Source organism: Streptococcus sp. HMSC10E12 (assembly GCF_001807855.1).
In the GTDB taxonomy this organism is placed as follows: Bacteria; Bacillota; Bacilli; order Lactobacillales; family Streptococcaceae; genus Streptococcus; species Streptococcus salivarius.
The window spans coordinates 66,171-87,042 of sequence record NZ_KV791104.1 but is presented as its reverse complement, the minus strand read 5'-3'; the positions used below and the strand labels follow the sequence as shown (position 1 = coordinate 87,042).

At 38.1% G+C, this 20,872-nt stretch carries 20 protein-coding genes; 2 read left to right on the top strand and 18 right to left on the bottom strand.

Features of this window, described 5'->3' with window-relative positions:
- Positions 1-90: 90 nt before the first annotated feature.
- The gene (gene nrdF / locus HMPREF3112_RS07200; protein ID WP_070438937.1) at positions 91-1,050 is read left to right on the top strand and encodes a class 1b ribonucleoside-diphosphate reductase subunit beta; all 960 of its coding nucleotides are present in this window, start codon (positions 91-93) and stop codon (positions 1,048-1,050) included.
- Between the two features lie 93 nt (positions 1,051-1,143).
- Here nrdF and ileS read toward each other — a convergent pair whose 3' ends face one another.
- From ileS to HMPREF3112_RS07115, 17 genes are all read right to left on the bottom strand, one after another.
- A complete protein-coding gene (ileS, locus tag HMPREF3112_RS07195) occupies positions 1,144-3,942 on the bottom strand; it encodes an isoleucine--tRNA ligase (protein WP_070438934.1) in 2,799 nt (932 codons plus the stop codon).
- A gap of 246 nt (positions 3,943-4,188) precedes the next feature.
- Entirely contained in the window at positions 4,189-5,064 is an 876-nt protein-coding gene (locus tag HMPREF3112_RS07190; RefSeq protein ID WP_002884119.1) for a DivIVA domain-containing protein, read from the bottom strand.
- Positions 5,065-5,116: 52 nt separating this feature from the next.
- Positions 5,117-5,920 (bottom strand): YlmH family RNA-binding protein, encoded by an 804-nt coding sequence (locus tag HMPREF3112_RS07185; RefSeq protein WP_002883997.1) that lies wholly within the window; start codon positions 5,918-5,920, stop codon positions 5,117-5,119.
- Positions 5,920-6,177, bottom strand: a complete 258-nt coding sequence (locus tag HMPREF3112_RS07180; protein WP_004182719.1) for a YggT family protein — start codon at positions 6,175-6,177, stop codon at positions 5,920-5,922. Before HMPREF3112_RS07180 ends, HMPREF3112_RS07185 begins: the two co-directional genes overlap by 1 nt.
- Before the next feature lie 3 nt (positions 6,178-6,180).
- A complete protein-coding gene (locus HMPREF3112_RS07175) occupies positions 6,181-6,765 on the bottom strand; it encodes a cell division protein SepF (protein WP_038675734.1) in 585 nt (194 codons plus the stop codon).
- Between the two features lie 4 nt (positions 6,766-6,769).
- Positions 6,770-7,453 (bottom strand): YggS family pyridoxal phosphate-dependent enzyme, encoded by a 684-nt coding sequence (locus tag HMPREF3112_RS07170; RefSeq protein ID WP_048674456.1) that lies wholly within the window; start codon positions 7,451-7,453, stop codon positions 6,770-6,772.
- A 2-nt stretch (positions 7,454-7,455) separates the two neighbouring features.
- Entirely contained in the window at positions 7,456-8,778 is a 1,323-nt protein-coding gene (gene ftsZ / locus HMPREF3112_RS07165; protein WP_002884133.1) for a cell division protein FtsZ, read from the bottom strand.
- A gap of 28 nt (positions 8,779-8,806) precedes the next feature.
- A complete protein-coding gene (ftsA, locus tag HMPREF3112_RS07160) occupies positions 8,807-10,183 on the bottom strand; it encodes a cell division protein FtsA (RefSeq protein WP_070438931.1) in 1,377 nt (458 codons plus the stop codon).
- A 126-nt stretch (positions 10,184-10,309) separates the two neighbouring features.
- Positions 10,310-11,452 (bottom strand): cell division protein FtsQ/DivIB, encoded by a 1,143-nt coding sequence (locus HMPREF3112_RS07155; protein WP_070438928.1) that lies wholly within the window; start codon positions 11,450-11,452, stop codon positions 10,310-10,312.
- 9 nt (positions 11,453-11,461) lie between these two features.
- Positions 11,462-12,532, bottom strand: a complete 1,071-nt coding sequence (locus tag HMPREF3112_RS07150; protein WP_070438925.1) for a UDP-N-acetylglucosamine--N-acetylmuramyl-(pentapeptide) pyrophosphoryl-undecaprenol N-acetylglucosamine transferase — start codon at positions 12,530-12,532, stop codon at positions 11,462-11,464.
- Positions 12,533-12,535: 3 nt separating this feature from the next.
- Complete coding sequence (gene murD / locus HMPREF3112_RS07145; protein WP_070438922.1) at positions 12,536-13,888, bottom strand: UDP-N-acetylmuramoyl-L-alanine--D-glutamate ligase; 1,353 nt, start codon at positions 13,886-13,888, stop codon at positions 12,536-12,538.
- 127 nt (positions 13,889-14,015) lie between these two features.
- A complete protein-coding gene (locus HMPREF3112_RS07140; protein WP_002890660.1) occupies positions 14,016-14,285 on the bottom strand; it encodes a DUF3165 family protein in 270 nt (89 codons plus the stop codon).
- Positions 14,286-14,304: 19 nt separating this feature from the next.
- Positions 14,305-16,155 carry a translational GTPase TypA gene (gene typA, locus HMPREF3112_RS07135; RefSeq protein WP_002884130.1) on the bottom strand — a complete coding sequence of 617 codons (1,851 nt, stop codon included), beginning with the start codon at positions 16,153-16,155 and terminating at the stop codon, positions 14,305-14,307.
- Positions 16,156-16,295: 140 nt separating this feature from the next.
- Positions 16,296-17,264, bottom strand: a complete 969-nt coding sequence (locus HMPREF3112_RS07130) for an ROK family glucokinase (RefSeq protein WP_037600464.1) — start codon at positions 17,262-17,264, stop codon at positions 16,296-16,298.
- Entirely contained in the window at positions 17,239-17,463 is a 225-nt protein-coding gene (locus HMPREF3112_RS07125) for a YqgQ family protein (RefSeq protein WP_037600461.1), read from the bottom strand. The genes HMPREF3112_RS07130 and HMPREF3112_RS07125 overlap by 26 nt, the downstream gene beginning before the upstream one ends.
- Positions 17,464-17,565: 102 nt before the next feature.
- Positions 17,566-18,003: a Fur family transcriptional regulator gene (locus HMPREF3112_RS07120; RefSeq protein WP_002884117.1), complete on the bottom strand. Its 438-nt coding sequence runs from the start codon at positions 18,001-18,003 to the stop codon at positions 17,566-17,568.
- Between the two features lie 87 nt (positions 18,004-18,090).
- Positions 18,091-18,612 (bottom strand): Dps family protein, encoded by a 522-nt coding sequence (locus tag HMPREF3112_RS07115; RefSeq protein WP_014634248.1) that lies wholly within the window; start codon positions 18,610-18,612, stop codon positions 18,091-18,093.
- A 109-nt stretch (positions 18,613-18,721) separates the two neighbouring features.
- Between HMPREF3112_RS07115 and HMPREF3112_RS11065 the strand changes: the two genes are divergently transcribed.
- Complete coding sequence (locus HMPREF3112_RS11065; protein ID WP_080702554.1) at positions 18,722-19,378, top strand: prepilin peptidase; 657 nt, start codon at positions 18,722-18,724, stop codon at positions 19,376-19,378.
- Positions 19,379-19,409: 31 nt separating this feature from the next.
- Here the strand turns inward: HMPREF3112_RS11065 and HMPREF3112_RS07110 are convergent, their stop codons facing one another.
- Positions 19,410-20,807, bottom strand: coding sequence for a serine hydrolase (locus tag HMPREF3112_RS07110; RefSeq protein WP_080702553.1), 1,398 nt, complete (start codon positions 20,805-20,807; stop codon positions 19,410-19,412).
- Positions 20,808-20,872: the final 65 nt, after the last annotated feature.

Sequence of the window (20,872 nt, the reverse complement as noted above, 5' to 3'; positions counted from 1 at the left end):
GACTTTTTTAATAGATCAACTCAAAAAACTATATCATGATTTTGAATTATGATAAAATAGTAACGATATCAATAAAGAAAGAGGTTTCTAATGGAAACTTACTACAAAGCCATTAACTGGAATGAAATCGAAGATGCGATTGATAAATCTACTTGGGAAAAATTGACCGAACAATTTTGGCTAGATACACGTATCCCACTTTCAAATGACCTTGATGACTGGCGTAAACTTTCAGCTGAAGAAAAGGATTTGGTTGGAAAAGTTTTCGGTGGTTTAACCTTGCTAGATACCATGCAATCTCAAACTGGTGTTGAAGCCATTCGTGCAGACGTCCGTACACCTCATGAAGAAGCTGTATTGAACAACATTCAGTTCATGGAATCTGTTCACGCGAAATCTTACTCTTCAATCTTCTCAACTTTGAATACTAAATCTGAAATTGAAGAAATTTTCGAGTGGACTAACAGTAACGAATACCTACAAACCAAGGCGAAAATCATTAACGATATCTATGAAAATGGAACACCTCTTCAGAAAAAGGTTGCTTCAACATATCTTGAAACATTCCTTTTCTATTCAGGGTTCTTTACTCCACTCTATTATCTTGGTAATAACAAGCTGGCTAACGTCGCTGAAATCATCAAGCTCATTATCCGTGACGAATCTGTTCACGGAACCTATATTGGCTATAAATTCCAACTAGGGTTCAACGAATTACCTGAAGAAGAGCAAGAAAGTTTCCGTGAATGGATGTATGATCTTCTCTACCAATTGTATGAAAATGAAGAGCTCTACACTGAATCTCTTTATGATGGTGTTGGATGGACTGAGGAAGTCATGACTTTCCTACGTTATAACGCCAACAAGGCTCTCATGAACCTAGGACAAGATCCACTCTTCCCAGATAGTGCGAACGATGTTAACCCAATCGTTATGAATGGTATTTCTACAGGAACATCTAACCACGACTTCTTCTCTCAAGTTGGTAATGGTTACCTTCTAGGTACTGTTGAAGCCATGCAAGATGATGATTATAACTACGGACTATAAGAAAAAACTAGCTGAGCTAGTTTTTTTTTATTGTGTTCAATACTATATTCGAAAAACAAATAGAAAAAGAGTTCAAATTGAACTCTTTTTATTTTATTTTGCTTTTACTTCAAAACCTTCTGCTACACCTTCAGCAAAGTTTTCTTCAACAATGCTAGCACAGTGATCACAGATAGTCGCATTGTAGCTACGTTCTTTGGTACTTGGATCGATACGACGGCAACGATCACAGACATCACCTTCAGCACGTTCTACTGTGAATGCTACACCTTCAAAGCTTACAGCAGATTCAGGAGCATCTCCTTCAGCAATAGTCAATGCTGAAACAATCAAAAGTTGAGCAAGGTTAGTGTTCAAACCTTCAAGAAGTTCTTTGACTTCAGCATTAGGATAGATTGTCAAATGAGCTTCAAGTGATTTACCGATAACTTTTTCGTTACGCGCTTCTTCCAAAGCTTTTTGAGCTTGGCCACGGAAATCCATGAAGGCATTCCATTTTTCAAGAAGTGCATCTTGACCAGCGAAATCTTCTGCTTCTGGCAACTCTGACAATTGAACATAGTCTTCTGTTTCAAATTCAAGATATGACCAAATTTCTTCTGCAGTGTGAGGAAGAATTGGAGTCAATAGTTTTGTAATCTTAACAAGAACATCGTAGAAGACTGTTTGCATTTGACGACGTTCAAGTGATTCTGCACTCTCAATATAAACCACATCTTTGGCAAAATCAAGATAGAAAGCAGACAACTCAACGTTAATAAAGTTAACCAAGGCTTTGTAGATAGTTAAGAATTCAAAGTTTGCATAGGCATCACGAATAGTCTTAACTAATTGGTTAAATCGAATAGTCATGTACTGATCTACAGAACGCAAGTCTTCAAAGGCTACTGCATCAGTTGTTGGATTGAAGTCAGATGTATTAGCAATCAAGAAACGAAGTGTGTTACGAATCTTACGATAAGATTCTGATACTTGGCTAAGGATATCCATTGAGATACGAACGTCATTAGTTGTATCAACACTTGTTACCCAAAGACGCAGAATTTCAGCACCAAATTGTTTCTCAACATCACTAGGAGCAATAGTATTACCGAGGGATTTAGACATCTTTTCACCCTTACCATCAAGCGCAAAACCTTGAGACAAGAGTTGTTTGTATGGTGCAACACCATTATTAGCAACAGATGTGATAAGTGATGAGTTAAACCATCCACGATATTGGTCTGAACCTTCAAGATAAAGGTCAGCTGGATAAGTCAACTCAGGACGGTTAACAACGACACCATTCCATGATGAACCTGAGTCAAACCATACGTCCATAATGTCAGTTTCTTTAGTAAACTCACCATTTGGTGAACCCGGATGTGTAAAGCCTTCTGGAAGAAGATCTTTGGCATCACGTTCCCACCAGATAACTGAACCGTGCTCTTCGAAAAGTTTAGCCACATGTTCGATTGTTTCTTCAGTCATGATTGGTGTTTTATCTTCAGCATAGAAGATTGGGAGAGGCACACCCCAAGCACGCTGACGAGAGATTACCCAGTCACCACGGTCACGAATCATGTTGTAGAGACGAACTTTCCCCCACTCAGAATGGAATTTAACTTTTTCAATCTCATCCAAAATCTCTTGACGGAATTTAGAAACAGAGGCAAACCATTGTGGCACAGCACGCCAGATGATTGGTTTCTTCGTACGCCAGTCAAATGGGTATGAGTGTGAGATTTCTTCTTTAGCAAGGAGCAAATCACCGAGTTTTTCCATAACGATTGGCGCCACTTTATCGTAGAACTGACCTTCAAAATCAGGACCAGCATTTTCCATCATGATACCACGCTCATTAACGGTTACGGCAACTTCAAGGCCATTAGCGATACCTACGTTATAGTCATCCTCACCAAAACCAGGAGCCGTATGGACGATACCTGTACCTGAATCAGTAGTAACGTGATCACCAAGGATAACAAGCTCATCAACTTCTGTATCCCATGGGTGTTCAGTGACGATTTGATTCAATTCTTCACCACGGCATGACTGAAGTACTTCCACATCAGTCCAACCAAATTTCTCAGAAAGGCTATTAAGTAATTCAGAAGCAACGACAAATTTTCGGTTTTCTCCGGCAGGTTTTACGAGAACGTATTCAATATCAGCACCAACAGTCAAACCACGTGAAGCTGTTACTGTAAATGGTGTTGTTGTCCAAACTACGATATATGTATCTGTGTCTAGTACTCCTCTACCATCCTTAACCTTATTGGCATAGTAAAGTGAGGTTGAAACTAAATCATGGTACTCGATTTCTGCTTCAGCAAGTGCTGACTCTGATGACCATGACCAATAAACTGGTTTTGCACCTTGATAGATGTAACCTTTTTTAGCCATCTCACCAAAGACACGGATTTGTGCAGCTTCATAGTCTGGTGTCAAAGTAACATATGGATTATCCCAATCAGCCGAAACACCAAGACGTTTGAAATCTTCACGTTGTTTGTCAACTTGTGAAAGTGCATAATCACGACACATCTTAAGATATTCAGCACGATCAAGTTCTTTACGTTTCACACCTTGTTTTGCCAACACTTGCTCAATTGGAAGACCATGCGTATCCCAACCAGGAACGTAAGGAGCATAGAAACCAGACATTGATTTTGAACGAACAATGATATCCTTAGAAATTTTATTCATCGCATGTCCAACGTGAATATTACCATTGGCATACGGAGGACCATCATGAAGAGTGAAGTGAGGTTTACCTTGGTTCAACTCTTGACGACGTTGATACATCTTAGCATCTTCCCACTCTTTTTGCCAGATTGGTTCTTTGTTAGGAAGTCCAGCTCGCATTGGAAAAGCTGTCTTACCTAGATTTAAGGTTTCTTTGAGTTTCATTATATCTCCTCTTTAAATTAATTTACTAAATAAAAAGAGCCTTCATCAAAAAGGACGAAAGCTCGTGGTACCACCTTAATTCAGAGCAAAAAACATTTGCTCCCTCATATGTCCGTAAGGAGGACCATCCTTCTAACTTACTTAGTTCAGTTAGAATGCTTGAAAATGATAACTATCCAAATAGGGAATGTGGGACTCACACCATCTCCCACTCGCTGTTAATATACTTGGTAAGTTGTATTTTTCTTATTCGCTAATATTCAATTTAAACGTTTGTGTTTCGTTAAGATTAATTTCACCTGTTGACTCAGGTTGCAAATCAAAATCTTCATCTACTGGTGCTGAAGTTGGGAAATCTGCCACTTCACTCTCGAAAGTATCTGGAATACCAAAATCAACTGGAGTTGAGACAACTTCGTTTGTTTCATCAACTTCTGGACTAGAGAAATCTTCAACTTGCTTATTACTTTCAGCAACGCGACGTTGAAGTTCAGCCATTTCATCAGGAGTGAATTGACGAGTTGCATCAAATGAAGCTGCGTCATTTGAATCAGGTACATGCTCATCCAAAACTTTTTCAACAACTTCTTTAAAGGCAGCATCTGAATTTTGAAGATAAATAGCTGTTGGTTGCAACAATTCACCCCATTCTGGAGCACTTGCTAAGCTAAGTTGACCTTCAACTGCAGCCAATAGGCGTTGGTGGAAGACACGACTTTGACGCTTAAGTTCTTCTGTTTCGATGGCAACTCGTTTGGCTTCATCTGTTGCATCACGAAGAATTTCAGATGCCTTAGATTTAGCTTCTTCAACCAAATGAGTAGCATTGAAGTTAGCCTTATTAATCAAGTTAGCTGATTCATCAGCCGCTGAAGCTTTAACTTTTTCAGCTGTTTCTTGAGCCAAAATAACTGATTGACTCAATGATTCTTTCATTTCATCAAAATAAGCCAATTTTTCTTCAAGCTCTTTTACACGAGCAGCAAGTTCACGATTATCACGAACCAAATCTTCATAATCATCTACAATAATATCAAGAAATTCATCAACTTCTTGCTCATTATATCCACGAAATTTAGTTGTAAACTGTTTATCTTTAATATCAAGTGCTGTAATAGCCATTACAGGCCTCCTTTATTTTTCATTACCATATCTGATGGTTTAAATTAAATAACTACTTTTTTCTCCGTCTTAACAGACTTTCAATAACGATTTTAGCTTTCCCGGACTTTGAAAATCCGTCTCGTTGAGCTAGTCGAAATCGACCATAACCTCTAACCGAAATCATATCACCAATCATAACCGTCTGATTAGCCTTCTCAATTTGTCTATAATTTAATTTAACTTTTCCAGAAGCAATAAGTTTTAAGGCGTTAGAACGGGATAGGTTTAGTACCGTCGCCAACACATTATCAAGACGCATACTGGAAAGTAAAACAAAAGATTGTGAATAATTTTCTTGATTTGAAATCCAATCGTCTTTACTTACTTCTTTTAGAGTAACCGAAACATTACCAATCTTAGTAATAGTCATTATCGCATAACTTGCTAAATGAGAAGCAATGGAAAATTGAACGCGTCCTTCTTCATCAAGAATAATATCTCCAAATACTTGACGGTCAAGACCAAGTTGATTAATCAGTGCTCCCAAAACTTTTGGGTGTGTCAATTTATTGAACTGTCTCGCATAAGAGATTTCTAGGCGTTTAATTTCAAAGTCTTCGTCATCAAGCTCGTAATATTCGGGAGCAAGAATAACTCTTCCATATTCTTCAGATTCAGGAGTAGAACTCACAAAAAATTTTAAATTGTAGTAATGAGCTAACTCTTCAACAATCTGAATTTCACGAGGATTCAAGAAATCAGTTAAGTAAGGACTGTACCTATCATCAACTAATTGACAAAATCCCCTAACCTTCTCTAGAAAAGGCCGTTCATCTAACGAGTAATGCTGTTCAATATTTTTAATATCTGACATCAGAGTAGAATAAATCTAAGAATTCTAAGTGAAAAGTTTAGTAGAAGTACAATTACCAATATTGAAAAATCAATACCAGCAAAAGCTAAATTCAAGCGACGAAATGGTGCGAGAATCGGTTGAACAATTTGTCTAATGATTCTTCCAAGGCTAGTGTCATAAGCTCCTGGAAACCAGGATAAGAACGCATAGACTACAAGAAGAATCTCTATCACGTTAACAACACGTGCCCAAATAACATAAAGTAATACAGACATCGCTTAACGTCTCTTCATGTCGAAGTCAAAATTAGCTTCTTGATTGCCATGTGCCAACCCAATCTCTTCGATGTCAACAACGACATTAATTGGCGTAAGCAAATACATTGAAGAGCCAACTTTTTGCAAGTTGCCTGTAAGTACCTTGCTAGCACCATCAATAAAGTCAAGACAACGACGAGCTTGCGCTTCCAACATATATTGAAAATCGATTAAAACACATTCGTTTTCAATCAATAGTTCTACAATTTCCTGAGCATCTTCATACTTTTTAGGATATTTAATTGCAATTGTTGTTTTAGTTGTATTCATTTGTTGTGGTCCCTGGTTTGCTTGTGAACGACTCAGAGGTAAACTACGAAGGACTTGAGTTTCCTGTAAGTCTGAATGAACATGTTGGCGACGAGGAGGGACTGTTGCCTGAGAACGCTCAGGTTGACGTTGCTGACGAGGAGGTGGTGTCTGCACAGGTTTCTGTGCTTTCACTGGACGTTCTTTAGCCTCTTCTTTAGCAGCATCTTCATAATCTGTTACTTCGTCGGTATCAAAATATGAAACAATTTTATCAATTGCGTCTTTTAATGCCATAAGGTTATTCTCCGTTCTCTTTAAAGAATGCACTGCCTATTCTGACAAAGGTTGATCCATTCTGAATAGCCATGTCATAGTCTCGACTCATCCCCATGCTTAACTGATCACAAGGAACATTCTTTAGTTTTTTCTCTTGAATTGATTGTCTAAGTTCATTTGTCTCAGCAAAAATCTTATCAAGTTCTTGAGCATCTGCATCAATTGGAGCCATAGTCATGAGTCCAACTATACAAATCTTATCAAGATTTTCAATTTGTTTTAGAACAGTATCAAGTTCTTCAGGTGAAAAACCATGTTTTGACTCTTCACCTGAAACGTTAACTTGTAGGAAGCAATTAATGGTGTGGTCGGCACGCTTTTGAATTTCCTCTGCCAATTTAACAGAATCCAAAGCATGAAAATAATCAACTAAATTAATAACATCCTTTACTTTACGACGTTGCAGGGTACCAATAAGGTGCCAAGTCAAATCATAATTTTTTAAAGCTTGATACTTATCTAAGAATTTATCAACGCGATTTTCAGCAATGTGCTTGATTCCCGTTTTAACTAATTCTTCAGCGACATCACTTGAAACATATTTGGTTACAGCAATAATATTGACATCATCACTAGAGCGATTAGCCTTATCACAAGCTTTTTTTACCGCTTGATAAACATTATTTTTATTCTCTTCTATAGTCATTATTAACGATTTTTAAAGAATGGTGGTGTCTCCAATTCATCATCATCTTCAACATCACTTGAGAATGTAGACATAGTCAATTGACTATCTAGTTGACCAGTTTCAGGACGAGAAATATTATCACGTCTCAAATCCCAATTACCAAAAGCTGACTGCTCTTGTTGAGGAGCTGCCGCTGCAGGACGAACTCCTGCTTGAGGCATTGAAGGTGTTTCATTATAGTCAAAATTTGGTTGACGTTCAAATGAAGGTTGAGAAACTGGACGTTGCTCTTCTTGAACAACTTGTTGAGCAGGAGCTGATGGTTGTGAAGGAGCTGTAGTCACTTTACGTGGCTGAGCTTTCATACCAGATACTTTTTCAGCACGATCTTGACGAACTCCAGTTGCAACAACAGTTACACGGATTTCATCTTTCAATGTATCATCGATTGATGTACCAAGCCAAATGTTAACACCGCTACCAGCTGCTTGACCAACAATTTCAGATGCTTCTTCTGCTTCTGTAAGCGTCATATCAAGACCACCAGTTACGTTAACGATAACATCTTCTGCACCATCAATAGTAGTTTCAAGAAGTGGTGAATAGATTGCTTTGCGCGCAGCTTCAACAATACGTTCTTCACCTGAACCAATACCAATACCCATAAGTGCATTACCTTTATTTGCCATAACTGTTTTCACATCGGCAAAGTCGAGGTTGATCAAACCTGGGTTAGTGATAAGGTCCGTAATACCTTGGACCCCTTGACGAAGAACATTATCTGCTTCACTAAGAGCTTCAAGAAGTGGTGTTTTCTTATCAACGATTTCAAGAAGGTTATTGTTAGAGATAATAAGAAGGGTATCAACTTGCTCACGCAACTCTTGAATACCTTCGACAGCGAAGGCACCACGTTTGTTACCTTCGAATCCAAATGGACGTGTCACAACTGCAACTGTCAATGCACCCAAGCTTTTCGCAATACGTGCAATAACTGGTGCTGCCCCTGTACCAGAGCCACCACCCATACCAGCAGTGATAAAGACCATATCAGCTCCTGTAAGTGCTTCTGTAAGTGTTTCTTCACTTTCTTCAGCTGCCTTACGACCAACTTCAGGTTGACCTCCGGCACCAAGGCCACGAGTCAATTTAGGACCCAATTGGATTACTGTTTCTGCTTTAGAAGAGCTGAGTGCTTGAATATCAGTATTAGCTGCAATAAATTCAACACCAGCAAGACCTTCTTCAATCATTCGGTTGATGGCGTTTCCGCCACCTCCACCGACACCGATAACTTTAATTACCGCACCTTGAACTGATGCGCTATCAAATGAAAAACTCATTTTATTTCCTCGCTTTTACTAGATTCAATTAATCAAACATACTGCCGAAAATACCACGAACACGATCACCAAGTTTTTGTTTTTGTTCATGATTTTCTTCTTCAACTGGCAGAGGTACCTCAATGGTATTCTCAACTGGAATAGGATTTGGTTGAGGAGCCACTCGAGGTGCTGGAGCTGGAGTTCTATCAAAACTCAAGGCAGGAGCCTCATTGTCGATTGGTTTACGACGAAGATACTCTTCACCAGACACAGCTTGTTGCGCGATGATATCAACTTCTGTAAGAAGACCAACATACTCAACAAGACTAATCACATTTGCAAACATTGGATTACGGATACCAACTTGGTTTGGCACGTAAAGTTTAACATTTGTTTCAAAAATCTCTTGAGCAACTTCAACCACACCTGGCATGATAGCTGTTCCACCTACAAGGACAATGCCACCAGGCAAATCAAGTAGACGTCCTCGAGTCAAGTCTTGTTTAACTCTATCAAGGATATGCTTCACACGAGCTGAGATAATCTCAGCAAGGTATTTTTCTGTAATTTCAACAGGTGAATTCTCACCTACAACCTCTACTTGGACAGTTTCTGTTTCGCTTGCTTCTTCAATATCTGCATTACCAAAATTGAATTTAAGCGCTTCAGCAATCTGCATTGAAGTCTTCAAAACTTTTGAAATATCCTTAGTGATGTACTCGCCACCTTCAGAATAAATATTGGTAAATTGAAGTTCTTGAGCACGCATGCTTGCAACAGTTGTTTGACCGCCACCCATATCAATAACAGTAGCACCAAACTCACGTTCACCTTCATTCAGAACAGCACGTGTCATTGCAAGAGGAGAGATGATAATATTCTCTACTTGAATACCAGCACGTTCAACTGTCTTACGAAGGTTGTGAAGAATTGTCGTTGGTCCTGTATAAATAAGACCTCTCATTTCAAGACGAATCCCCATCATTCCACGAGGATCACGAATTCCTTGGAAGCCATCAACAATAAACTCTTCAGGAACTAGTGAGATAACCTCACGCTCAGGTGTAATGCTCTTTGTCAAGGCTGAGCGAACAACACTTTCAACATCTTCATCTTTGATTTCTTTTGATTCACTTGTTACAGGAATCATACCTTGTGTAGGCTCAATTTGAAGAAGATTAGCTGGAAGCCCAACGTTCACTTGCTCAATAACAATCCCAGCTTTTTCCTCTGCTTGTTCAATAGCTGTTTTGATTGTTTTCGCTGCAGCGTCAATGTCAACAATGATGCCATCTTTCACACCAGAACTCTTAACATTACTTACCCCGATGACATTCATTGATCCATCAATAAACTCAGCAACAAGAACCTTAATCGAGCTAGTTCCTATATCTAATCCTGTAAAAAAGCCATCTCTAGCCATTCACTCGACCTCTCAATCTTTCCATTCAATATCTTTGTAAACTGTATAAAAACAGAATTATTCGGATACTATTGTACCATAAAAAAACGTAAAATGTCAGCATTTTACGTTTTTTATTATTCAATATTAGCCTTGAGCAGGGGAAGGACGAAGAGTTGTTTCTTGACCAACAGTTGGATTTTCTTGTCCTTGAATACCCGGATTTTCAGAATTAGACTCTTCCTCAGAATGCTGTTCAGTTGATGTTGTAGTATCTTGATCTTCTTCAGAAGTTTTATTTTCTTCCTTTTTATCAGTCTTATCTTTGTCTTTCTTTTTATCCCCATCAGTTTTTGATGATTCAACCTCAGGAGTCGTTGTATAAAGTCCAACTTCCATATCAACAATACTTCCATCTGAAAGTTGGCTCTTAATTTTCTCGTAGTAAGGGAGCTTAACCGTTAATTGAGAAAGAGGAACACGAATGGAATTGCCATCATACAGCTCAATCGTTAGTAAATCTGAAGTTGCTTTAGTTGGCGTAAGATTAATAATTTGAATATTATTCTTGATTTTTAAATCAAGTTTATTTAATTCTTTTACTAAATCTTCGATTTTCTTCTCGTCATCCATCTTTAAAGTGATGAATTTATCAGGTAGATTGCTAGTTGAAACCGTTCCTCCTGTCTTACCACTTTCAAGAATAGAAACATAACCATTTGTAGTTTGACGATAAGCAACAATTGGGTATTCTTTTACTGCAATATTAAATTGATTTGGAAAACTATAAGTTACTGTAGCCTTTTTAACCCAAACATTGGTTTTTTCAACAGTTGATGCAACCTTTCCTTGGTTGAAAAAGACATGAGTGATATAGTCTGTATCAAGAATTCCACTTGCAACTTTCACATCTTCTGGTAGAGCATTTTTTGTTCCTGATACAGTGAGAACCTTTTGTTTTGACCAAGGTGAAATAAAGAAAAGTGAAAATACGATTAGGAGTGCAGCGATAAAAATAACTAATCCCGCAAGATTTTGTTGTGCAATTGGAATATTACTGCTCGTATTCCCTTTTTTTCGTTTCTTCTTTTTGGTCTTTTTTTTCTTTCTAACCTTCTTTTTCACTGGTAGTTGATTCTCATTTGAAGTCGCTCCTTCTGAATGAACGACCTTTCCATTCGCAAATTCTTCAGAACCTTCGGTTTCTTTTTTTCTCAAAAATTCGAGGTTTCTCTTCTGCCACTCTGTGAGAACTTGTTTTTCTTGTGATTCTTGATCCTTTTTTGCCATGAAATTCCTTTATTTTTTTGAAATACTAGTCACTAATAGGTTATAAAAATCATCAGGAGAAGTAATTTCCTCAGATTTAACCATAGCTTCTTTGTAAGTCTCTGCATGTTCAACAAGTTGTTCAAGCTCATGATTTAAGGTTTCCCAACTTAACTCTGCTTCCTGCAATTGACGTGCGTACCCTTTTCGTTCAAAATAGGCAGCATTTTCAAGTTGGTCTCCTCGGCTAGCTTCTTTCCCTAAAGGAATAATTAAATGAAGTTTTTTCATAGCTAACAATTCAAAAATCGTATTTGAACCACCACGAGTGACAACTAAATCTGCCGTATCCATAAGAGGTTGATACAAATCTGTCACATAATCAACTCTATAAAGATGACGTTCTAAGGTATTCAATGAAGAGTCCCCAGAAATATTAATGACATTATATTTTTCAGTCAGTTGTGGAGTATTACTAATAAAATCATTAAATACCTTTGCACCAGCTGATCCACCTATGAAAAGGACAGTTTTTAACTTGTCATCAAACTGTACTTTAATCTTATCCAGAGCATCAGACTGATTGGACGTTGCCATCCCTACCTTTGTAATGGCACCTATATGTTTTGTCTTCGCCAATCCTTTAGATTGTTCAAAAGTCGTAAACATAGTAGTCGCAAATTTATAGGCAATCTTATTGGCCAAGCCCATAGAAAGATCAGACTCATGCACATATACAGGAACGCCTAATAACTTAGAAGCAATTACCGGTGGCACTGAGACAAACCCACCTTTTGAAAAGAGTGCTTGAGGACGAATCTTGGCAATAATTGCAATTGACTGTAGAATCCCCCAACCAACTTTAAAGACATCCAACATATTTTGCCATGAGAAATAACGACGTAGTTTACCTGTAGCAATACTATGGAATGTCACATCCAAGCCAGATTTATCAATTTGCTCGTGTTCAATTCCGTGCTTATCACCAATATAGTGCACTTCCCATCCATCTTTTAGAAATTTTGGAATTAAGATAAGATTTAAAGTCACATGTCCAACAGTTCCACCACCGGTAAAAACAATTTTTTTCGCTTTTGCCATAGCCTATCCCTTCAATTGTTCAACAGTTGTGATAAATTCGTCACCACGCACTTCGAAATTCTTGTACATATCCCAGCTTGCATTTGCAGGGCTCAACAAGACAACATCTCCTGCACTGGCTTGATCAAAAGCAATACGTGTCGCATCTACCACATCTTTGGCATCAAGATAAGTTACTCCTGCTTTATCAGCAGCACGCTTGACACGAGGAGCTGATCCCCCTAAAATCACCATTTTCTTAAGACCGGTAATGTCAGGAATGAGTTCATCAAATTCATTACCACGGTCCAAACCACCAGCAATCAAAATGACTTTACTATTATCAAAACCAGAAAGTGCTTTTTGTGTCGCTAAAATATTAGTTGACTTACTATCATTATAGAATTTCACTTCATCGATAGTATCAACGAATTGGAGACGGTGCTTAACACCACCAAAACTTGCGAGGGTTTCCTTTATAGCTTGGTTTGAAATACCTGACAATTTTGCTACAGCTATAGTTGCCAAGGCATTTTCAACATTGTGACTACCAGGAACGCCAATTTCATCAGCTTGCATCACTAATTCACCTTTGAAGTAGAGACCACCATTTTCAAGATAGGCACCATCTACTTTTTCCACTGTTGAGAATGGAACTACTCGTGCCTTAGTTTGTGTAGCTAATTCCTTAGCTAAATCTTGATTGAAGTTCAAAATAACAAAATCATCCACAGTCATTTGATTTTGAATATTCCACTTGGCAGCCACATATGCTTCAAAACTACCATGATAGTCAATATGTGTCGGCATCAAGTTAGTAATCACAGCAATATGTGGATGGAAGCTGTCAATCCCCATCAATTGGAAAGAAGACAATTCCATAACTAAGGTATCTTGATTAGTTACTGACTGTGCAACTTCTGACGCAGGGAAACCAATATTCCCAGACAAGACACCTGATTTACCACCGTGATTTAGGACATCAGCAATCATAGTTGTCGTTGTTGTCTTACCATTTGACCCTGTAATACCGATAATAGGTGCTTCAGATACTAGATAGGCCAATTCCACTTCAGTCCAAACAGGAATACCTTTTTCTAGAGCACGAGCTACCATTGGATTGTCATAACGAATTCCAGGATTTTTCACCATTAATTCAAAATTTTCATCCAAAAGTTCAAGAGGATGTCCGCCGCAAACAACCTTAATGCCTTCTTCAAGAAGGGCTTGAGCCGATGGATTTTCCTCAAATGGTTTACCATCATTTACTGTGACAATAGCACCCAACTTAGCCAATAGGCGGGCAGCTGCTTCACCAGATTTAGCCAAGCCAAGGACCAAAACTTTTTTATTCTCAAATTGTGTTACTGATTTCATAATTCGTCCATTCTCTCAAATTGTATCATAATCATTTTACCCTTTATCCCAAGCTATTTCAAGGAGTTACCTCTTCTTGGTAAAAGAAAAAGCCAATCTATCAGACTGACTTTTAATCTCATGCTACTTATTTATCTTCATGCTCAGCTTTTTCATGATTAAGCTCCGACATGGCGAAAAAATCTTTCAAGGTGAAGTAGCTCAATACAAGCATTCCAACTGTAACAAAGAACTCACCAGGTAGGCTGAAGAATTTAATGATTGATAGCACTGCTAAAAGTAGGAGCAATGCTAAGGTAGCCATGACAAAGAGAAGATTCATGGTGTTTTTTACCGACTTTGGTGCAATAAAGAAATAGAATGATGCAATCAATACAGCAACAATCAGATAAAACATCTCTTCTCCTCTCTATATATTATTCAGCTTCTGCTGCTTTTTTCTTACGTTTATTGGCTTTATCACGCTCTGCTTTATTCAAAATTTGTTTACGCAAGCGGATAGATTCAGGCGTTACTTCCATGTATTCATCATCATCCAAGAATTCAAGTGATTCTTCAAGAGTCAAGATACGTGGAGTCTTGATAACAGCTGTTTGATCCTTAGTTGCTGAACGCACGTTTGTCATTTGTTTTGCTGTAGTGATATTGACACCAAGGTCATTTTCACGAGCATTTTCACCAACAATCATACCTTCATAAACTTCAGTACCTGGGTTAACAAAGATTGTACCACGTTCTTCAATACGCATAATTGAGTAAGTTGTCGCTTTACCTGTATCGATAGAAACGAGGGCACCACGGTGACGTCCACCAATTTCACCAGCAACAACTGGCAAGTATTGGTCGAAGGTATGGTTCATGATACCGTAACCACGTGTCATAGACAAGAATTCCGTAGAGAATCCGATAAGTCCACGAGCTGGTACAAGGAAGATAAGGCGAGTTTGACCGTTACCAACCATTTGCATATCAAGCATGTCACCTTTACGTTCTGAAAGGGCTTGGATGATAGAACCTTGGTACTCTTCTGGAGTATCAATTTGAACACGTTCAAATGGCTCACATTTCACGCCATCAATTTCTTTGATGATAACTTCTGGACGAGACACTTGAAGTTCGTATCCTTCACGACGCATTGTTTCAATAAGGATAGACAAGTGCAATTCACCACGACCTGATACAGTCCATTTATCTGGAGAATCAGTTGGATCAACACGAAGAGAAACGTCTGTTTGCAACTCTGCCAAAAGACGCTCTTCAACCTTACGTGATGTCACGTGTTTACCTTCACGGCCGGCAAATGGTGAGTTATTCGCCAAGAAAGTCATTTGAAGTGTTGGTTCGTCAATACGAAGAACTGGCAATGGTTCAACAGCATCAGTTGGTGTAATTGTTTCACCAACGAAGATGTCTTCCATACCTGAGATGGCAATCAAATCACCAGCTTTTGCTTCTTCAATTTCACGACGTTCCAAACCAAAGAAACCGAAAAGTTTAGTAACACGGAAGTTCTTTGTTGTTCCGTCAAGTTTTGAAAGGGTAACTTGGTCACCAACTTTTACAGTTCCACGGAAGATACGTCCAATACCGATACGACCAACGAAATCATTGTAGTCAAGAAGCGACACTTGGAATTGAAGAGGCTCATCTGAGTTATCTACAGGAGCTGGGATGTGATCAATAATAGTGTCAAAGATTGGAGCCATAGTGTGCTCTTGATCAGCAGGGTTATCTGACAATGATGATGTACCGTTAATCGCTGACGCATACACAACTGGGAATTCCAACTGATCATCATCGGCACCAAGCTCGATGAAGAGTTCAAGAACCTCATCAACAACTTCTTCAGGACGTGCTGATGGTTTATCAATCTTGTTAACAACAACGATAGGTGTCAAGTTTTGCTCAAGCGCTTTTTTCAGCACAAAACGTGTTTGAGGCATTGTACCTTCGTAGGCATCGACAACAAGGACAACCCCATCAACCATTTTCATGATACGTTCAACTTCTCCACCAAAGTCCGCGTGACCTGGTGTATCCATGATGTTGATACGTGTACCGTTATAAGCAACGGCTGTATTTTTGGCAAGAATTGTAATTCCACGTTCTTTTTCAAGATCGTTTGAGTCCATTGCACGCTCATCAAGCTCTTTACGCTCATCAAGAGTGTGTGATTGTTTCAACAATTCATCAACAAGTGTTGTTTTACCGTGGTCAACGTGGGCAATGATGGCTACGTTACGGATATCTTCTCTAAGTTTAGTCATTTTTTCCTCTTTAATTTTTATTTCAACTTTTAAAGTATACCACATTTTCAACAAAATGGCAGAGCTCAGCTGATTGTAAACGTTTTTCAACAAGAAAAAGGTGCTGTCCACCTATAATTGGTCAGACACACCTTCTGTCATTAGTTATCAATTGTAAGTGCAAGACTAGCAGCTCCAATAATACCAGCATCATTTCCAAGCTCTGCTAATTTCACTTTTGTTGTACGGCGAACTTGTGGGAATGCATAACGTGTAAAGTATCCTTCAACACGGCTACGCAAGAATTCACCAGCTGCCGAAACACCACCACCGATTACAACTGAATCTGGGTTAAGAATGTTTGAAATGTTTGCTGTTGCAAGTCCGAGGTATTGAGAGACTTTATCAACAATGCTATTAGCAAACTTATCACCTTCAGCAGCAGCTACGAAGATATCTTTACTTGTCACTTGCTCACCATTATCTACAGCAGCTTTAATAGAAGAGTTCCCTTCGTATCCTTCTGCCAAATGACGTGCTAAACGTACAACACCTGTTGCTGAAGCTACAGTTTCCAAACACCCCTTGTTTCCGCATGTACATTCAAATCCTGTTTCAGGTTCAACAATAATGTGACCAATTTCACCACCAGCACCGGCAACACCATGAATTAAATTACCATCAGCGATAACACCGCCACCAACACCTGTACCCAATGTTACAAAGACAACATCTGGATTGTTAGCACCAGCACCAACCCAACGTTCCCCCAGTGCAGCCACATTAGCATCATTATCAATAGCGAATGGAATACCAAGTTCTTTTTCAATGACAGAGCCAACTTCTTGAGTTTCTGCCCAGTTCAAGTTAAAAGCACCCGTTACTGTTTTATTTTCACGGTCAACTGCACCTGGAGATCCCATACCAATTCCAATGAAGTCTTCAGCAGTAAGTCCATACATTTCCAAACGGTGTTTCAAAGATTCTACAATGTTAGGAACGATGTGGCGACCATTTTCAAGCGTATTTGTCTCAATAGCCCATTTTTCTTGCACTTCACCTTCCGAAGTCAAAATACCAAACTTAACAGTTGTTCCACCAAGGTCAATTCCTAAGAGTTTTTTTGCCATTTTCTTTCTCCATTTCAATGCGATGTTCACGTCGTAAAATCATTTCAGCAGTAAGATAGTTGTCCTTGTCCACTAAACCATTCTGGTAGAGGGCTTCTAATTCAATCTTCATCATTTCGATATCATAGAGCCTTTTCCCTAGGTAAACCACTATGCCAAACTGTTTCAACAACTGTTGAACGTCATATAAAGTTTTCATAGCAATATTTTAGCAAAAAGCTTCTGCCATGACAAGATAGTTTTGAAAACCTTTACAGATTATTGTATACTTCAAAAAAGACCTAAGTCATTTAGACTCAGGTTATTGACAATTCGGGCAAATCCCATGTAAAATCATCTGTTCACGAGTAATGCGAAATCCAGTTTGTGATTCTACCTCTTCCTTGAAAGACGGAATCGGTAAGTCTAAGTCAGTAATGTGACCACATTTTTCACAAACAATGTTTAAGTGGTCATGTCCCATAAAATCATAATAGGTTGTATTATCATTATTAACCTTGATTTCAGAGACAATCCCTTCTTCAACCAACACCTTCAGGTTGTTATAGACCGTCGCCAAACTCATCCCAGGATTGTCAGGGAGTAGGTCATAATATATCACATCTGCACTAGGGTGTTGATCAGACATCATCAAATAGCGAATAACAGCTTTACGAGATTCCGTCAACCGAATTCCTTTAGCTTTTAACTGATTCAGGACATCTTCATAAACGCCTAGACTACGTCGATGCTCAGACATATCGCCGCCTCCCTTCGTCTAAAAGTATTTTATGTCTATTATACACTTTTAGAGGAACTCTTGACAATCATCTTAACTCAAAAATGCTTATCTCAAGCCTGGAGCTTGTCCAAGTTCTGCAGTCAACATCCAGATTGTCTTATCAATTTCAGATTTAGCTGCAGTGAAGATATCATTTGAAGGAGCATCTCCTTCTTCATCTGTGATATCCAAACCAACTTGGAACAAGACTGACAAATATTTGTATGTATCAACCAATAATTGGATTTGATCAGACATTGGTTTATCAAATGTACCAGTAGTTTCAGTCAAGCCTGAATTAGATGAAAATTCTACCAAAGTTGAGTATGGTTCCCCACCAATAGTAATCAAACGTTCACTAACAACATCAAGGTGAGCATTCAAACTATCCATCAATTCATCCATTTTTGGATGAAGATAGAGGAAACCAGGACCACGCATATACCAATGAACTTGGTGAACAATTGAAGCTGCTACAGACAAATCAGCGACTGCTTGATTCAAAACTGCTTTAGTTTTTGTATATGAAGGTGTTTCAGCTTGTTGGTTAACTGTTTCATTGATTGTTTCTTTAATTGAATCTACCATATTAATACTCCTTATTTAGAATTACTATTATTTATACTTTTATTTTAGAATATTTCTAAATAAGATGCAAGTAAAATGCTTTTTCTCACTCTTTTTCGAATAATTAGGTATGTTAAGTATTATTTATTTTTTTCTAGGAGCCTCTTTTGGTTCATTCATCGGACTAATTTGTGATCGTTTTCCTGAGAGGTCGATTATTTTCCCTAGAAGTCACTGTAGCCATTGCAAGCATCAGCTGCGTTTTTTCGAGATGATCCCTATCCTCTCACAACTTTTCTTAAGATCTCGATGCCGTTCATGTCAGACTCCTATCCCTTTTCGTTACCTCTTTATGGAACTATTTTGTGGAGTAATATCCCTGCTATATTTCTATGACTTTTTAAGTCTTGAAGTGACCTACTTTCTTTACTTCAGCCTTTGTCTGTCGATTTTTGATTTGAAACATAAATCCTATCCGCTTCTGATTTGGATAGTTGGAACAGTCCCACTCTTATTCATGGGCAACTACTACATCACATTTGCCTTAGGTATAATCCTCGCTATCCTTTCTTATATGAAACATCTAAATATTGGGGAAGGAGATTTTCTCTACTTAGCAAGTGCCTCACTTATTTTCCCATTTTCAAAAATACTACTAATTATCGAAATTGCCTGCCTATTAGGACTAGCTTACTTCCTTCTACGAAGAAATCTTAAAGAATGCATCGCATTTGTCCCATTTCTTTTTCTAGGAATAGTACTTCTTACTTTTTGTTCAATTGTATAGAAAAAAAGCCGATAAACTCGGCTTTTCTTTGTTAGTTCATATTGACACGGTGCCACTCATTAATGACATAAGAGAGCATCTCTAATTGTTGTAATCCCACATTATTAACCTCTGAAGTTTCTTCGTTAGAACCTCCTAGGTAACGTGTATAAATTGCAATAAGATACGGTGTATCTTCCATTACAATAGCATCAACGTTAAGTGCTTCACGAACATAACCTGGTTTCTGATAAATAGTCAATCCTTGATTATATGTTTTATAATAATATTCTGGGAAAGACTCTCCTAAATATTTGAGAATGTCTTTATAATCCTCTTGGTGTTTCCAAAGATAATCCAAAACTTGGATATAATAATCCGTTGTCGTCTTATTACCATGCATTTGGATAGTCTTCACTTCACCTTTTGATTTACCGTATTTATCGAGCATGCCATAGAATTTTTCCATACCACCAAGGCGTTCCGCCAAAGCATAGGCAGGAGTGTTCTCAGAGTAAACAAGAGAATACTCTTGCATCTCTGGAATAGTCATCGAACCACCGAAAGCAGCAACATAACTATCGTGCTCAGCCTGATATTCATACTCAGTATTAGTAATATCAAAACGTTCAGTTAAAGAAAGTTTACCCTTGTTAACCTCATCCATGACGAGCATGTTTAGTGGCAATTTATAAGTTGATCCTGCAGTCATTGGCTGAGTATCATTCATAGAGAATTGCTCATTTGTCTTGGTATTTTTATATGAAAAGGCAATTTGGCTTGACTCAATACCTTGGTCAGCCATAAATGCTTCAACTACTTGGTTCAATGTCATGTTAGCATAATCATAATACAAGCCATTACCATACATAGTATCTGCATCTGCTTCCATGACTGCTTGTTTAGCTTCGGCTGATTTATTTGTTGGAGTTACCTTTTCCTCTTTTTCTTTGTCTTCTTTTTTAGTGACTTTAGAACTAGATCCGAAGATATTTCCAAGGCCACCAGTGTGACCAACTTGTTTACCACGTCCTGCTAAAGCAAGCATGGCAACAAACAAAAGAATTACCAAAACACCTAGGAAAGCTAAGATAATATAAGCTTTCTTATCATCACGAGATGATTTTGATTTAGCTTTAGATTTCTTAGAGCGCTTACTTCTAAGTGCCAAGGTTTCAGTTTTTGCTTCATTTTCCTTGTGCTCAACTGGTACTACTGATTCCTCAGCAGATTTCTTCTCTACTGATTTTTTAGAAGTCTTTTTAGCATCTTTTTTCGATGATTTTTTCTTGTCTTTCTTGGCGCCTTTTTTGACATCTTTTTTAGTATCTTTAGTGTCTTTTTGGACGTCTTTTTGAAGGTCTTGTTTTACCGAATCTTTCTTTTTATCTTTAGTTTTTCGGCGGCTTCCACTATACTTTTTGCTTGAATGTTTTTTCTTTTTTTTCATAACAATAATAGTTTAAGCTATAATTCACTAAAAAGCAAGGAGATTTTACAATCATATTACAAAAA

Coding starts and splice junctions, on each gene's coding strand:
- nrdF (WP_070438937.1), top strand. CDS start 91: ATGGAAACTTACTACAAAGCCATTAACTGGAATGAAATCGAAGATGCG.
- ileS (WP_070438934.1), bottom strand. CDS start 3,942: ATGAAACTCAAAGAAACCTTAAATCTAGGTAAGACAGCTTTTCCAATG.
- HMPREF3112_RS07190 (WP_002884119.1), bottom strand. CDS start 5,064: ATGGCTATTACAGCACTTGATATTAAAGATAAACAGTTTACAACTAAA.
- HMPREF3112_RS07185 (WP_002883997.1), bottom strand. CDS start 5,920: ATGTCAGATATTAAAAATATTGAACAGCATTACTCGTTAGATGAACGG.
- HMPREF3112_RS07180 (WP_004182719.1), bottom strand. CDS start 6,177: ATGTCTGTATTACTTTATGTTATTTGGGCACGTGTTGTTAACGTGATA.
- HMPREF3112_RS07175 (WP_038675734.1), bottom strand. CDS start 6,765: ATGGCATTAAAAGACGCAATTGATAAAATTGTTTCATATTTTGATACC.
- HMPREF3112_RS07170 (WP_048674456.1), bottom strand. CDS start 7,453: ATGACTATAGAAGAGAATAAAAATAATGTTTATCAAGCGGTAAAAAAA.
- ftsZ (WP_002884133.1), bottom strand. CDS start 8,778: ATGAGTTTTTCATTTGATAGCGCATCAGTTCAAGGTGCGGTAATTAAA.
- ftsA (WP_070438931.1), bottom strand. CDS start 10,183: ATGGCTAGAGATGGCTTTTTTACAGGATTAGATATAGGAACTAGCTCG.
- HMPREF3112_RS07155 (WP_070438928.1), bottom strand. CDS start 11,452: ATGGCAAAAAAGGATCAAGAATCACAAGAAAAACAAGTTCTCACAGAG.
- HMPREF3112_RS07150 (WP_070438925.1), bottom strand. CDS start 12,532: ATGGCAAAAGCGAAAAAAATTGTTTTTACCGGTGGTGGAACTGTTGGA.
- murD (WP_070438922.1), bottom strand. CDS start 13,888: ATGAAATCAGTAACACAATTTGAGAATAAAAAAGTTTTGGTCCTTGGC.
- HMPREF3112_RS07140 (WP_002890660.1), bottom strand. CDS start 14,285: ATGTTTTATCTGATTGTTGCTGTATTGATTGCATCATTCTATTTCTTT.
- typA (WP_002884130.1), bottom strand. CDS start 16,155: ATGACTAAACTTAGAGAAGATATCCGTAACGTAGCCATCATTGCCCAC.
- HMPREF3112_RS07130 (WP_037600464.1), bottom strand. CDS start 17,264: ATGGCAAAAAAACTCTTAGGAATTGACCTTGGTGGAACAACTGTTAAG.
- HMPREF3112_RS07125 (WP_037600461.1), bottom strand. CDS start 17,463: ATGAAAACTTTATATGACGTTCAACAGTTGTTGAAACAGTTTGGCATA.
- HMPREF3112_RS07120 (WP_002884117.1), bottom strand. CDS start 18,003: ATGTCTGAGCATCGACGTAGTCTAGGCGTTTATGAAGATGTCCTGAAT.
- HMPREF3112_RS07115 (WP_014634248.1), bottom strand. CDS start 18,612: ATGGTAGATTCAATTAAAGAAACAATCAATGAAACAGTTAACCAACAA.
- HMPREF3112_RS11065 (WP_080702554.1), top strand. CDS start 18,722: ATGTTAAGTATTATTTATTTTTTTCTAGGAGCCTCTTTTGGTTCATTC.
- HMPREF3112_RS07110 (WP_080702553.1), bottom strand. CDS start 20,807: ATGAAAAAAAAGAAAAAACATTCAAGCAAAAAGTATAGTGGAAGCCGC.